13 protein-coding genes and 1 pseudogene are annotated in these 14367 nt (G+C 24.9%); 10 read left to right on the top strand and 4 right to left on the bottom strand.

The genetic code is table 11. The annotated features are described in order from the left end of the window. The first annotated feature begins 7 nt into the window (after window positions 1-7). The 4 genes and pseudogenes from HMPREF0216_RS03790 (at window position 8) to HMPREF0216_RS03775 (ending at window position 3614) form a co-directional block, all read left to right on the top strand. The gene (locus HMPREF0216_RS03790; protein WP_005211335.1) at window positions 8-421 is read left to right on the top strand and encodes a 4Fe-4S dicluster domain-containing protein; all 414 of its coding nucleotides are present in this window, start codon (window positions 8-10) and stop codon (window positions 419-421) included. Next, window positions 421-1643: pseudogene (locus HMPREF0216_RS03785) on the top strand (NAD(P)/FAD-dependent oxidoreductase). The gene HMPREF0216_RS03790 and the pseudogene HMPREF0216_RS03785 overlap by 1 nt, the downstream one beginning before the upstream one ends. Before the next feature lie 246 nt (window positions 1644-1889). Then, on the top strand, window positions 1890-2762 hold the full coding sequence (locus tag HMPREF0216_RS03780; protein ID WP_040418788.1) for a cation diffusion facilitator family transporter: 873 nt from the start codon (window positions 1890-1892) through the stop codon (window positions 2760-2762). 162 nt (window positions 2763-2924) lie between these two features. Further along, window positions 2925-3614: a pseudouridine synthase gene (locus HMPREF0216_RS03775; protein ID WP_040418785.1), complete on the top strand. Its 690-nt coding sequence runs from the start codon at window positions 2925-2927 to the stop codon at window positions 3612-3614. A gap of 201 nt (window positions 3615-3815) precedes the next feature. Here HMPREF0216_RS03775 and HMPREF0216_RS03770 read toward each other — a convergent pair whose 3' ends face one another. Then, window positions 3816-5810 carry an LTA synthase family protein gene (locus tag HMPREF0216_RS03770; protein ID WP_005211330.1) on the bottom strand — a complete coding sequence of 665 codons (1995 nt, stop codon included), beginning with the start codon at window positions 5808-5810 and terminating at the stop codon, window positions 3816-3818. Window positions 5811-6104: 294 nt separating this feature from the next. On the opposite strand from HMPREF0216_RS03770, the gene HMPREF0216_RS03765 reads away from it, so the two are divergent. Further along, window positions 6105-6602 (top strand): DedA family protein, encoded by a 498-nt coding sequence (locus tag HMPREF0216_RS03765; protein ID WP_005211329.1) that lies wholly within the window; start codon window positions 6105-6107, stop codon window positions 6600-6602. 87 nt (window positions 6603-6689) lie between these two features. Here HMPREF0216_RS03765 and HMPREF0216_RS03760 read toward each other — a convergent pair whose 3' ends face one another. After that, window positions 6690-7343, bottom strand: a complete 654-nt coding sequence (locus HMPREF0216_RS03760; protein ID WP_005211328.1) for a glycerol-3-phosphate acyltransferase — start codon at window positions 7341-7343, stop codon at window positions 6690-6692. Further along, complete coding sequence (locus HMPREF0216_RS03755) at window positions 7340-8461, bottom strand: MGDG synthase family glycosyltransferase (protein ID WP_005211327.1); 1122 nt, start codon at window positions 8459-8461, stop codon at window positions 7340-7342. The genes HMPREF0216_RS03760 and HMPREF0216_RS03755 overlap by 4 nt, the downstream gene beginning before the upstream one ends. Before the next feature lie 135 nt (window positions 8462-8596). Between HMPREF0216_RS03755 and HMPREF0216_RS03750 the strand changes: the two genes are divergently transcribed. Genes HMPREF0216_RS03750 through HMPREF0216_RS03740 form a run of 3 tightly spaced genes read left to right on the top strand, consistent with a single transcriptional unit; the run spans window position 8597 to window position 10840 of the window. Continuing rightward, on the top strand, window positions 8597-9268 hold the full coding sequence (locus HMPREF0216_RS03750) for a response regulator transcription factor (protein WP_040418811.1): 672 nt from the start codon (window positions 8597-8599) through the stop codon (window positions 9266-9268). After that, window positions 9265-10275 carry a sensor histidine kinase gene (locus tag HMPREF0216_RS03745; RefSeq protein ID WP_005211325.1) on the top strand — a complete coding sequence of 337 codons (1011 nt, stop codon included), beginning with the start codon at window positions 9265-9267 and terminating at the stop codon, window positions 10273-10275. The genes HMPREF0216_RS03750 and HMPREF0216_RS03745 overlap by 4 nt, the downstream gene beginning before the upstream one ends. A 22-nt stretch (window positions 10276-10297) precedes the next feature. Further along, window positions 10298-10840 (top strand): GNAT family N-acetyltransferase, encoded by a 543-nt coding sequence (locus tag HMPREF0216_RS03740; protein ID WP_040418782.1) that lies wholly within the window; start codon window positions 10298-10300, stop codon window positions 10838-10840. Between the two features lie 56 nt (window positions 10841-10896). Here HMPREF0216_RS03740 and HMPREF0216_RS03735 read toward each other — a convergent pair whose 3' ends face one another. After that, window positions 10897-11304, bottom strand: coding sequence for a DUF2871 domain-containing protein (locus tag HMPREF0216_RS03735; RefSeq protein WP_005211323.1), 408 nt, complete (start codon window positions 11302-11304; stop codon window positions 10897-10899). Between the two features lie 286 nt (window positions 11305-11590). Between HMPREF0216_RS03735 and HMPREF0216_RS03730 the strand changes: the two genes are divergently transcribed. Continuing rightward, on the top strand, window positions 11591-12361 hold the full coding sequence (locus tag HMPREF0216_RS03730; RefSeq protein ID WP_040418780.1) for an ABC transporter ATP-binding protein: 771 nt from the start codon (window positions 11591-11593) through the stop codon (window positions 12359-12361). Continuing rightward, window positions 12351-14336 carry an FtsX-like permease family protein gene (locus HMPREF0216_RS03725; RefSeq protein ID WP_005211320.1) on the top strand — a complete coding sequence of 662 codons (1986 nt, stop codon included), beginning with the start codon at window positions 12351-12353 and terminating at the stop codon, window positions 14334-14336. Before HMPREF0216_RS03730 ends, HMPREF0216_RS03725 begins: the two co-directional genes overlap by 11 nt. Window positions 14337-14367: the final 31 nt, after the last annotated feature.

Here is a 14367-nt window from a genome sequence, read left to right as displayed (position 1 = left end):
GACGGCTATGAAGAGAATAAAAATAGATAGAAAAAAGTGTATTGGTTGTTTAACATGTACTACAGCATGTAAGGTATCTCATGGATCAAGAGATACAAGAGGAAGGATTGTTATTAATAGTGAAGGACGATTTGCACCAATTTATTGTAGACATTGTACTAGACCAGAATGTGTTTACGCTTGTCCAACTGGAGCTATGAGAAAAGATGATGAAAGTAAATACGTTATTTATGACAAAAGCAGATGTGCAACTTGTTATATGTGTATAATGGCATGTCCTTATGGTGTTTTAAAGATGGATTACCAAACTAATAGAGAAGTAATGAAATGTGACATGTGTATATCAACAGAGCAAAACTTTCCTCAATGTGTAGATAAATGTCCAATGAATGCATTGACTTTAGAGGAGGTAGATGAATAATGGCATATGTTATAGTAGGAGCATCTGCATCTGGAATTAATGCAGCTAAAACGCTACGTGAAAATGATAAAAATGCAGAGATAATATTAGTATCTAAAGATGAATATGTTTATTCAAGATGCATACTTCATCATTTTTTAGATGGAAGAAGAGAAATAGAAGCTTTAGACTTTACTCCAAAGAATTTTTTTGAAATATATAATATAAAGTGGATAAAGGGAGTAGAGGTAGTAGGGATAAATATCAAAGAAAAAAAGCTTAAATTATCAAATAATGAAAATTTAAGCTATGATAAAGTTTTATTGGCAGCAGGATCATCATCATTTTTACCACCAATAGAAAATTTAAGAACTGCTAATAATGTAGTAGGACTTAGAAATTTAGATGATGCTATTAAGATTAAGGAAGAAGCTAAAAAAGTTAAAAATGTTGCTATTTTAGGTGCTGGATTAGTAGGGGTAGATGTTTTAGCAGGTCTTTTAGATTATGATGTAAATATTACTTTAGTTGAAATGGGAGATAGAATATTACCACTTCATTTGACAATTACGCAGCAGAAGTATATCAAGAAAGATTAAAAGAAGAAGGTGTGAACTTTAAGTTTGGAGTAAGAGCTGAAAAAGTTATAGTAGATGATAATAATAATCCAATTTCAATAAAATTAAATACTGAAGAAGAAGTACCTTGTGAATTAATAATAGCATGCACAGGTGTTAGAGCTAATATAGGTTTTTTAAATGATAGTGGTATAGAGTGTGATAAATTTGGTCTTATAATTAACTCAAAAGGTGAAACTAATATAAAGGATGTTTATGGAGCTGGAGATATAACAGGAAGAAATCCAATATGGCCAACTGCCGTTAAAGAAGGAATTATAGCAGCTAATAATATGATTGGTAAAGAAATATATATGGATGACTTTTTTGGAAGTAAAAACACTATGAATTTCTGTGGATTAGCAACAATGTCTCTAGGATTAGTAAATAAACCTGATGATAGTTATAAAGAGGAACAGCAAGTAAAAGGAAAGGATTATAAAAAGATAATATATAAGGATGGAGTAATATATGGTGCTATAGTTCAAGGTGATTTATCTTATGTTGGAGTATTGACACAACTTATAAAGGAAAATATTGATATAAGAAAAGTTAAAAAACCATTATTTGATATAGACTATTCTGATTTCTTTAATGAAAAAGAAAACTTAGAATTTGTATATTAAAATAAAAAAACAAGCAAAAGGTTAAAATAAAAAACTTTTATTGCTTGTTTTTTGTGTTTTTTAGGACCTTTAGGTGAAAATTGTATATAATAATATGTCTTGAATTTTATAAGTAAATAGATAATGAATATTATAAACTAACAAAATCGATTATCAATTGAGAAAAAAGTTTGTTTTATAAAATATGTACAAATAAGAAGTTAATACATATAATATAATTATCATATGATAATAGGGGTGGTATTCATGGAAGATAGATATGATGAATCTAATAAGATAACGATAATATCAATTTTACTTAATATAGGATTAACGATTTTGAAAATATTTGCTGGATTTTTAGGAAATTCTACGGCAATAATTGCAGATGGATTACATTCAGCTTCAGATATAATTACTTCAATTGGTATTCTTATAGGCAATAAAATATCTAGAAAACCCAGAGATAAAGAGCATCAATATGGTCATGAAAAAGCTGAAAGTTTGGTAGCATTTATCTTATCAGCAGTACTTATTTTAGTTGCAGTGAAAATAGGATACGATGGAATAGTTTCATTATTAAATCTTAGTAAGGTGAAAATTCCAACTATATTACCATTAATAGTAGCAGCAATTTCAATTGGAGTTAAAGAATATCAATATCAGATTACTATAAGAGTAGCTAAGAAAACTAATTCATCTGCTTTAAAAGCTGATGCATGGCATCATAGATCAGATGCATTATCATCTATTGCAGCTTTTATAGGAATAGGTGGTGCAATACTTGGATTTAAGATTTTAGATCCAATAGCATCAATAATTGTAGCAATAGTTGTTGTAAAGATAGGTATTGATATTTTAAAATCTTCTTGTGGAGAATTGATGGATAGTTCAATAAGTGACAATGATATAAATGAAATTGAAAATATAGTAGAAAACTATGAAAAAATATATGGAATAAAAGATTTAAAATCTAGAAAATATGGATCTATTGCATATGTAGATATGAGTATATTTATTGATAAGAGTAAAACTTTAGAAGAGGCACATGAAATAGCAGATAAGTTAGAAAAGAAAATAATTTCTAACTTAGGATATATAAAAGAAATAAATATTCATACAGAACCTTTTAATAATTAGTAAGAATTAAGGAATGGTTAAATCTAAGGCTAATAAGCTAAATTTGTAAATATAATATATTAAAATGATGAGTAGCAGATTGATAAAATTTGTTGCTTGTCATTTTTAATTTTCATATGTATTATTTAAATAGTATTTATGAATGAGAGGATAAAGTTTTGTATGAGAATAAATAAACTTTTTAGTAATTTAGGAATATGCTCCAGAAGAGAAACAAATAGATTAATAGAAGATGGGCGAGTAAAGGTTAATGGTTTATTAGCACAAATGGGACAATGGGTGGAAGAAGAAGACAATATATTAATTGATGATGAACCTATTAAGGCTAAGAAAAAGATTTATATTGCATTAAATAAACCAGTAGGGATAACTTGTACAGCAGCAGAAAATGTAAAAAATAATATAATAGATTATATGGACTATGGGCAATATATTTTTCCGGTAGGTAGATTAGATAAAGAATCACAAGGCTTAATAATAATGACTAATGATGGTATATTATCAAATAAAATATTAGAATCAGATAATTTGCATGAAAAAGAATATATAGTAACTGTAAATAATCCATTTGATGAAGATTTTATAAAAGGTATGTCAAGTGGAGTTGATATAGGGGATGCAATTACAAGGCCTTGCAAAGTAAGCAGAATAAATGAAAATACATTTAATATTATTTTAACACAAGGCTTAAACAAACAAATAAGAAGAATGACTAAGTCATTTGGATACACAGTAACAAAACTAGAGAGAATTAGAATTATGAATATAAATATTGAAGGAATAGAATATGGAAAATGGAGATACTTAACAGAAAATGAGCTACAACAGCTTAAAAAAGAATCTGGATATTAAATAAATTCTAAAGTTTGTTATAAATGTTTCTTGCAATAATATCATTAATTTTTCTCTATAGTTTACTTAACAATAATTTATTTAATGAAAAAATATAAAAGATAGTATTTTTATACAAGTAAAGTGTTTAGTATAGAAAAGAATATTAAAATTAAAAAGTGATTATATTTCTTCCAGTATATAATCACTTTTCTATTAAATTTAATAAATATATTCGTTTGTTGAGCCTAGTTTTCCACCACCAGATGTTCTTTGAGTTATAACTATAGAAGATGATTGTGGAAAATCAGTATCTTCTATAGACAGTGTATTATTATCAATAAATGTGGTTTCTATATATTCATTATTCACATAAACTTTGCTAAATTCATTGAAATTTTGTCCCTTAATAAATATTTTATTATTTTCAGTGTATATATTATCTATAGTTATTTTATCAATTCCCATTTGTAAGTTGGTTGCAATAAAAGGATTTTCTCCATTATATATATACTTTTCTCCATATAGCATATCATACTGTAATAGTTTTAAATCATCTAGATAATCGCTTGAATTTTTAAATTGATTATGGAATTTTGTTAAAACACCATTATTTATATTTAAACTTTCTAATACTGAAGATGTTAATTGATAAGCTGTTAAATCTTCATCTTCTCTAGATAGATCAAAATTACTCCATACTACGTATTCTGTTTGAAATATAGAGCCATTTTTTAAATCTTCATCTGCAAGTCCTAATGTAGGTAAGTGATCACCATATAAAACTAAAACAGTATCTTCAGCAAGATTAGATAAAGCAGTTGTTAACTCACCAAGAAATTTATCCATTTCATGTATTTGGTTTACATAGTAAGTAAATGCATTATTAGTTTCTGCATCTTCTAATCCTGTTAAAGTTATTTCAGGATTTTCTAAAATTTTATCTTTAGGATAGTCACCATGACCTTGAACAGAAATAGTATAAACAAAATCTGTGCCAATAGTAGAATTAATACTTTTTAATATTTCATCAGTAAGATAAAAATCTTTAGCCCAACCAGTAGGAGTATATTCTTGTACATTCATGTATTCCAATGAAGTGAAAGTATCAAATCCTAATTGAGAAAAAACAAAATCTCTATCATAGAAAGTTCCTTTATTATTATGAATAGCATGAGTAGAGTATCCAAGCTCTTTTAGATCATAGTTTATAGTTTCGCAGGTACTTTCCTGTAAAATTGTTTTATAAGGATATTCACCAGGTCCAAAAAACCTTAAACTCATACCACTTAATATTTCAAATTCTGTATTAGCAGTACCAGCCCCTACAGATGGAACTGTTAAATATCCAGAGGGATAATTTTCTTTAAGATTTCTAAAGTTTGGTACTGGATCACTTGAAAAATTTAAGTAATTTATTAAAGTCGGATCAAAAAATGATTCTAATTGTAGCATAATAATATTTGGTCTACTTTGTGAAAGCTTTAAATTATTATCACTACTAGCAAGTAGTAACTTGTTAGTTGAATCAGTATTTGCTATTAAATTAGATATTTGCGAAATAGTTTCTTTAGAATAATCCTTAGGTTTATCTATACCTGTATTTAATAATGTATTAGAAAAACAATAAGGAAATCCATAGTCTAAATAAGCAAAGGCAATATTTCCAAAATAAGATGAAACAATATTTAAGCCAATAGCCAATTTAGTAGATAAAAATAAGCAAAAACATAATGAAGATACTATTAATATATTCTTTTTATAATTTATTTTATATTCATATTTATGTCCTTTAAAAAATAGAAAAACTAATAAACCTATTAAAATAATAAGAGCCATAGCTATTAAAATTATACTAATTGGTGATAAATATTTTGAAAAAATTGATAAACAAGATTTTATAAGAGTTAAATCAGTAGCAGTAAATGGTGTTACTCTATGACTTAAAACTATACCATTTGTTATACCAAATCCAATCCAAATACTAGATATAATAGTGAATATAAACTGTCTTCTTTTAAATAATATTACAACTGATAATGTAGTTAAAATTATAAAGGAATTATATAAAAATGTTAGAGGTGAATTTATTATATAACTTATAGTTTCTAAAAAACTTCTTCTACTACAAAATTCAATAATAATATTAATAATTATTGGAGCTAATAAAAACTTTAATATTGTTTTTGGTTCTTGCCTCCAAAAAGAAAGCTTCATGAGTTAAATCCCCCTTTAAAAGTTCAATTAAAATTAATGTTAAATATTGGTTAAAAATTTTGTCATTGTAATTATACAACTAAAAGAAAAAAAAACCAACATTCTGAAAACGGTAACAATACATAATTAAGAAAAATTTAATTTTATTGTATGAACTGATAAAATTAGATATTAAATGTAATTTTATTAGGATACTTTAAATATAATCTTATATAAATAAAAATAACCCAAACAATAAATTATATTTAATATTTAATAAATTAGTTACAAATTTAAAATGAAAGGTAATATAAAATGGAAATACAATATATATTAAGTTGTTTTACAAAATATGGATTAATATTTTTGTTTATTATAATATTTTTAGAACATATAAATTGTCCAGGGGTACCAGCTACTATAGTAATGCCTACAATTGGAGCTTTTGTTGCTGAGAGCAACGGTAGTTTAATATTAGTACTATTAATATCTATAGTAGCAGCCATTACAGGGAGTATGGCTTTATATTATATAGGTTATAGAATAGGAAATCCTATATTAGAAAAAATAAATATGAAAGCACCAAAGACTAAAAAATATACAGAAAAAATATTATATTACTCAAATGAATATGGAAATAAAGCTGTTTTTATATGTAGATTAATTCCAGTAGTAAGAATTTTAGTATCATTAGTTTATGGTATAATAAGGGCAGATTTTACTGGATTTATTTTATACTCAACAATTGGCATAAGTATATGGAATTTTATATTAATATCTTTTGGGTATTTTGGAGTAAAGGCAATACTTTAGCTAAGTAAAAAATATTATATTAAGTTTATTTAAAGTAAAAAACTATTACAACTATACTTAAAGTTGTAATAGTTTTTTTATAAAATTTTAAAAGATTTTCTTATTATTAAAATTATTCAGTGTAAATTTAAAATATTTATTGAAAAGAGAAATGCTTATATCACCATAATTTCTATTAATCTCATGTTTGTATATTAAAATAAATGATGTAAAAAGAGAAATTAATTTAATATAAAAATTATTATCATAAATAAAAATAATTATATCAAGAAGTAATGTACTAGCTAATATGACGCTTGAATTTGGTTTAATAGTTAAAATGAATTTAAAAAATATTAATATTATTGCAAAAATTATTGATATATTGCTTAATGGATAAAGTGCTAAAAAAGATCCAAAAGTAGAAGAGATAGCTTTTCCACCGTTATAATTTAAAAAGGGTGAAAATGCATGTCCTAAAATAGGAGCAATTGCAATTAAAACTAAAAGGATGCCATCTACATTAAATTTATTAATTGATATATATACTGGAATAAAGGCTTTCAGAACATCTAAAATCACACATAGTATTCCTAAAGCAAATCCAACATTTTTTATTACGTTACCTGCTCCAGGATTACTATCTTCTGATATTTCTCTTATATCTATATTTTTAAAAAGTTTAGGAATTATATAAGAATACATAATTGATCCAGATAAAAAAGAAATAAATATTAAAAAAGCTTCTTTTAAAAGTATCATTGATTCCTCCTGTTTTTAAGATTATTTACTAAGAAGTTAGCAATATCAATAGCAGCATTAGGATTAATATTTTCAATTTGTGATGAAATAATACTCTTTGAAACTGTATTATCATTAAGTAGCAGTTTACACGCTTTTAAAGTTTCAGCAATTGAATTAGAAGCTATAGCCATATTATGATTAATGAAAAAATTACAATTTTTTGATTCAACACCAGGAATAGGATTGATAAGTATCACCGGTAAATTTTTTGTCATAGCTTCCGTGGTAGTTAAGCCACCAGGTTTAGTAATTAAGATATCACTTGAATCCATTAGCTTATCTATATTTGTTGCAAATGATAATACATTAATATTTTTACTTAAACTTCTATTTTTAAACCTATTAAATAACTCTATATTATTACCGCATATAACTGAAAACTGTGTATTATTTAATTCTTTAGATAATGATAAGGTTGTATTAAAAATATCACCAGCTCCCATGCTTCCCCCCATAATAAGAATATGGTTTAGATTAGGATTTAGATTTAATTCTTTTTTTGAGTCAACTTTATTATTATGATAATTAAATTTGGTGTTAATGGGTAATCCAAAAGGTAAAATTTTATTTGCATTGATACCCTTACCTATAAATTCGTCAGTTAAATCTTTATGTGGAATGAAATAATAGTCTAAGTTAGTTTCTTCCCAAAAAGGAGCACAAGTATAATCTGTGACAATAGTCGCAGTTAAAGAATTAAAAGAATATTTTCTATAAAGATAAGAGATAGTTTGTGCACAGAAAATATGAGTCCAAATTATTAAATCAGATTTTTCATTTTTTATTAAAGTATGAATTTTATTAGCATAAAGAGTATTTAAAATATAGATTATAGATTTGATTTTAGGATTACTTATTTTAGTACCAGCTTTGTAAAGTAATCCAAAAAAATTAGGTGCTTTTCTTACTATATTTACATAAGAGTTTTCAATTTTTTTTGAAGTAGTTTTACCAGCAAAGCTTAAGGTATCTATTTCTATAGTTTTAACATCGATACTTTTTAAAGCTTCACAAATTGCTTTACTAGCAGAATGATGTCCTGCACCGGTATTTGTATATAGTATAAGAGCTTTCATTAAAATCACCACCTTAAAGATTAAATATAAGTTATATTTTACCATAAAATACTTTTATATACATAGAATTGAGCTTTGCTTTATTTTTAAGTGAAAGTATATATAATTAAGTTAGAAGGGAATAAGGTGAAAGATGTGAATAAAAAAATTTTTATTATAGAAGATGAAGAAAAGATAAGAGTGGAGCTAAGTGAATTTTTAAACAGATATGGTTATGAAGTAAGTTATTCAACAAACTTTGAAAATATAGTGAATATTGCTTTAAAAGAAAATCCACATGTAATATTATTAGATATTAATTTACCATATTATGATGGATATTATATATGTAGAGAAATAAGAAAAAATTCAAATGTTCCAATAATAGTAGTAACTAGTAGGAATAGTGAAATAGATGAACTTATGAGTATGAACTTAGGGGCAGATGATTTTATAACAAAGCCATATAATACTCAAATTCTTTTAGCTAGAATATCTTCAATTATTAGAAGAACATATCAGAACTTAGAGGCTGAAACTTTTGAATTTAATGGACTTAAATATAATATGTCAACTAGCGAAATGTCATTTAAAGATAATAAGATAGAATTAACAAAAAATGAAAGTAGAATTTTATACCCGTTAATGAAAAGTAAAGGGAAAATTGTTTCAAGAAATGATTTAATGAAGTCATTATGGCAAAATGATGAATTTGTTGATGATAACACGTTAACTGTAAATATAAATAGGCTTAGAAAAAAAATAGATGGAATAGGAGCAGAAGGGTATCTCCAAACTAAGAGAGGGCAGGGATATATTTTAATATGAGCATTTTAGAATATCTTGAAGAAAAGTATATTTTTATAGCAATAAATTTAATAGCACTTATTATAAGTTTTTTTATATTATTGGGATTAAATGTTGATAATTATGCAGTTATTTTTATATGTATTTTAAATTTTTTAGCATCAAGTAGTTTTTATTTTTATGATTATTTTAATAAAAGAAAATATTATAAAAATTTATTAGATAAATTAGAAGGATTAGATAAGAAATATTTTATAGCGGATGTAGCAAGTGAAGGCGATTTTTTAGATAGTAAAATTTTTTATGAAGTCTTGGAACAAGCAACTAAATCTATGAAGGATGATATAAGTGATGCTATAAGAGATAGCGCAGATTATAAGGAATACATTGAATTGTGGGTTCATGAAATCAAAACTCCTATAGCTACCTGCAAGTTACTGATTGAAAATAATGAAAATGAAATAACTGAAAGTATTGGAGAAGAAGTAACAAAAATTGATAACTATATAGAGCAAGTATTGTTTTATGCTAGAAGTAATACGGTGGAAAAAGATTATTTGATTAAAAAAATTAATTTAAAAGATTCTATTAATTCTGTAATTAGAAGAAATGCTACTAGTTTAATAGAAAAAAAGGTTAAAATTGATATTAAGAATGTTGATAAAATCGTATTTTGTGATAGTAAATGGATAGAGTTTATTTTAGGGCAAATTATAAGTAATAGCATTAAATATATGGATAAAAGCAATAGTATTTTAAAGATATATAGTGAAGATATAGGAAATGATGTAATTTTAAAAATATGTGATAATGGAATTGGAATGGATGAAAAGGATGTAATTAAGGCTTTTGAAAAAGGATATACAGGTAAAAATGGCAGGAGATTTGGGAAAACTACTGGAATGGGATTGTACTTATGTAAAAAAATGTGTGAAAAGTTAGGCTTAAGTGTTAATATTAAATCAAGGGAAAATGAAGGAACAGAAGTTTCAATATTATTTCCTGTTAATGATATGATGAAGTTTTAGATTAAATTGGGGGATGAAATTAATGAAGAGTATTGAGACAGAAAGATTAATATTAAGAAAATGGTGTAAAGATGATTATTTAGATATGTATGATTATGCTAATGATGATAGAGTAGGACCTAATGCAGGATGGCCTGTACATAAAACTATAGATGATAGTAAAGAAATTGTTAATATATTTAGCGATGGTGATGAAGAATATGCAGTAGTTTTAAAAATTGAAAATAAGGTTATTGGTGGAATAGGACTACATTATAAGAACATAGATGAAAACATAAAAGGTGGAAATTCTAGAGAAATAGGATATGTTTTAAATCCTAAGTATTGGGGTAATGAATATATACCAGAAGCAGTAAGAGCATTAATAAAATTTGGGTTCGAGGAATTAAATTTAGATTTAATTTGGTGCGGACATTTTGATTTTAATTCTAAATCTAAGAGAGTAATAGAGAAGTTTGGATTTAACTTTAAGTTTGAAAAAACTAGAGAATTACCATTATTAGATAATAAAAAGGTTAGTGAATTATATTATTGCATTTCGAGAGAAGATTATTTTAATAAATAGTTATTATAAAATATACTCCATAACAAGTTATAAATTTGTTATGGAGTATATTTTTATTATAAATTATTCTTAAAAACTTCCTTTTTTAATATAAGCATAAACCAAATAAGTGCTATTGCTAAAATTGTATGAGCAGTTCCTGCAATATGAGGAAGTCCTACAAAATCTTTGCTTAGTATTTCTAATATACCACGTGCTACTAAAGTAGAAATTAATGATATTAAACCTATATTATAAATAATAATCCAAGTGTTGAAAAATTTATTATTAGATATAGTAAATATTTTTTCTATAAGCATTATAAGTAAAAAGAAAATAAAACCTAAAACTAAAGTATGAGTATGGGCAGCACTTAAAGTTGTTACTCCATCAAATGAATTAAACTTAGAAAATTCTCTAAAAAATACACCTAATGCTAGTCCTAAAATTAAATAAAATAAAGAAATATTAAATAGTTTTTTCAAATAAATTACCTCCTTATATAATAATTACTATTATTCAATAATCATTATACAACTTATATGACAAAAATGTAAGAGTTCTGTTATATAATTCTATGGATAGTAAAGAAGAGGAATTATAAAATTAAAACATAGCAAGGAATGTTGAGGTTTTAAAAGTAAAATTATAAATCCAAGGAGATAAATATTATATACGTAAGTATAATTAGCAGTTTTTATAGTTTTTTAACAATAGTAGGTTATAAAAAAAGAAAAGTTAGTAAATAAGTTTAAGGTAGTGGAGGAAAATATGAAAAATGAAGTTTTAAAAGTAACTAATATAGAAAAGTATTATGGAAATAAGAGTAATATAACAAAGGCTATTAATGATATTAGTTTCACAGTAGAAGAAGGAGAATTCATTGGAGTAATGGGGGCTTCTGGCAGCGGTAAAACAACATTATTAAATTGTATTTCAACAATAGATAAAGTAAGCAGTGGGCATATTTTTATAAATAATAATGATATTACAAAATTAAACTCTAAAAAAATAGCAAAATTCAGAAGGGAAGAACTCGGATTTATATTTCAAGATTTTAATTTACTAGATACATTAAATTGTTATGAAAATATAGCATTAGCATTAACCATTTCAAGAGTTAATCACAAGGAAATTGATAATAGAGTTAAAAAAGTAGCGAATAAGTTAGGAATTCTAGAAGTATTAAATAAGTATCCTTATGAGGTATCTGGAGGACAAAAACAAAGAGTGGCATGTGCAAGGGCAATAATAACTAATCCATCATTAGTTTTAGCAGATGAACCAACAGGAGCATTAGATTCAAAATCAGCAAAAATGCTTCTAGAAAGTTTAGAACATTTAAATACGGAATTAAATGCAACTATTATGATGGTAACTCATGATGCATTTACAGCTAGTTATGCTAGTAGGATTTTATTTATTAAAGATGGAAAAATATTTAATGAGTTAACACGTGGAAATGATAGTAGAAAAGAGTTCTTTAATAAAATAATTGAAGTTGTAACCATTCTTGGAGGTGACCAAAGAGATGTATTTTAAATTAGCCTTTAGGAATATAAAAAAGAGTTTAAAGGACTATGCAATATATTTTTTAACATTAGTATTGGGTGTATGTATATTTTATACTTTTAATTCTATAGAATCTCAAAGTATAATGATGGAATTAAGCGATTTGAAAGCTAATGCTTTTGAGTTAACAAGTGATATTATAGGAATAGTCTCCATATTTATTTCATTTATTTTAGGATTTTTAATAATATATGCCAATAATTATTTAATAAAAAGACGAAAAAAAGAATTTGGTATATACATGACTTTAGGAATGGAAAATAGCAAGCTTTCCATTATCATATTTATAGAAACTATACTAATAGGTATGATTTCATTGGGAGTAGGATTAATATTAGGAATATTATTATCACAAGGAATATCCATAGTTACTGCTAAGTTATTTGAAGTTAATATAAGTAAATTTCAATTTGTATTTTCCAAAGATGCCTTTTTAAGGACTATAGCGAATTTTGGAATTATTTATTTAGTAGTATTAATATTTAACTCTATAATTATTAGAAAAGTAAAATTAATAGATTTATTAAATGCTTCAAAGAAAAATGAGAAATTAAAGGTTAAAAATATTTGGGGTTCAATAGTAGTATTCTTAATAAGTATAATAAGCATATGTACAGGATATCACATAATATTAAAGAATGGTTTAGCTGTTATGGATAGTACAATAATCAAATCAATTATATTTGGAACAGTAGGTACATTTTTATTTTTCTTTTCTTTATCAGGATTTTTACTTAAACTATTCCAAAGCAATAAAAAGAATTATTTTAAAAATTTAAATATGTTTGTGTTAAGGCAAATAAATAGTAAAGTAAATACAACTTTTATATCAATGTCTTTTATATGCTTAATGTTATTTGTAGCTATATGTACTTTTTCAGCTGGACTTGGAATAACTAAGGCTATGAATAGTGATATAGAGGATTTAACACAATTTGATGCAAGTTTTTGGTCTTATGATACTGAAAATGTATTAAATATAATTAACGAACAATATAATGGATTAGATGAAATTATAGGAGAAAAATCACAATATACAAATTATGAAAGTGATTTTACTTATAAGCAATTTTTTAGTGAAGAAGTAGTAGAAAAAAATAAAAATTTATATCCAATATCACAAGATATGGCAATTAGTATTATTAAGCTTTTAGATTTTAATTCACTTATGAAAATGCTAGATAAAAATGAAATAAATTTAAAGGAAAATGAATATTATGCTTTTGGAGATATAAGTGAAGTAACTAAGGATATCCAAAAGAATATGGATAACGGAATAGAAGTAAATATAGATGATAAAATATTAGTACCATCAAATTATGAGGTTATAAATGTGACTACTTATGACTCAATGATGAAAAATAATATTTGTACAATTGTTGTAAATGATGAAATAGTAAATGGACTTAAACCAGTGTTTTGTAATTTAAATATTAATTTTAAGAGTAATATTAATGATGCTGAAAAATATTTAAATGAAAATTTTAGAAGTGAAAATAGAGAAGGTAAAATTGCAGTTTATGGATTAACTAAAAATGAACTTTTAGATAATTCCGTTGGTATAGGAGCAATGATATCATATTTAGCAATTTATATGGGAATAGTATTTTTAATAACATCAGCAGCAGTTTTAGCACTTCAACAATTAAGTGAATCAGCAGATAATGTTCATAGATATAAGATATTAAAGAAAATTGGTGTAGACGACAATATGATTAATAAGTCATTGTTAACTCAAATAGGAATTTATTTTATTATTCCATTATCGTTAGCAATAGTTCACTCTATAGTTGGTTTAAAAGTGGCTAGTGATCTTGTTTCAATATTTGGAAGTGAAAATATTCAATACTATATTTTATGTACAGCTGTAGTATTAGTTGTGGTTTACGGTGGATACTTTATTGCAACTTATAATGGTTCAAAGAAAATTATTAAAACTCAATAAAAAAATAAAACCTAGAATAATTATTAAATTA

Source organism: Clostridium celatum DSM 1785, assembly GCF_000320405.1.
In the GTDB taxonomy this organism is placed as follows: Bacteria; Bacillota; Clostridia; order Clostridiales; family Clostridiaceae; genus Clostridium; species Clostridium celatum.
This window is presented reverse-complemented; position numbering and strand designations above follow the sequence as displayed.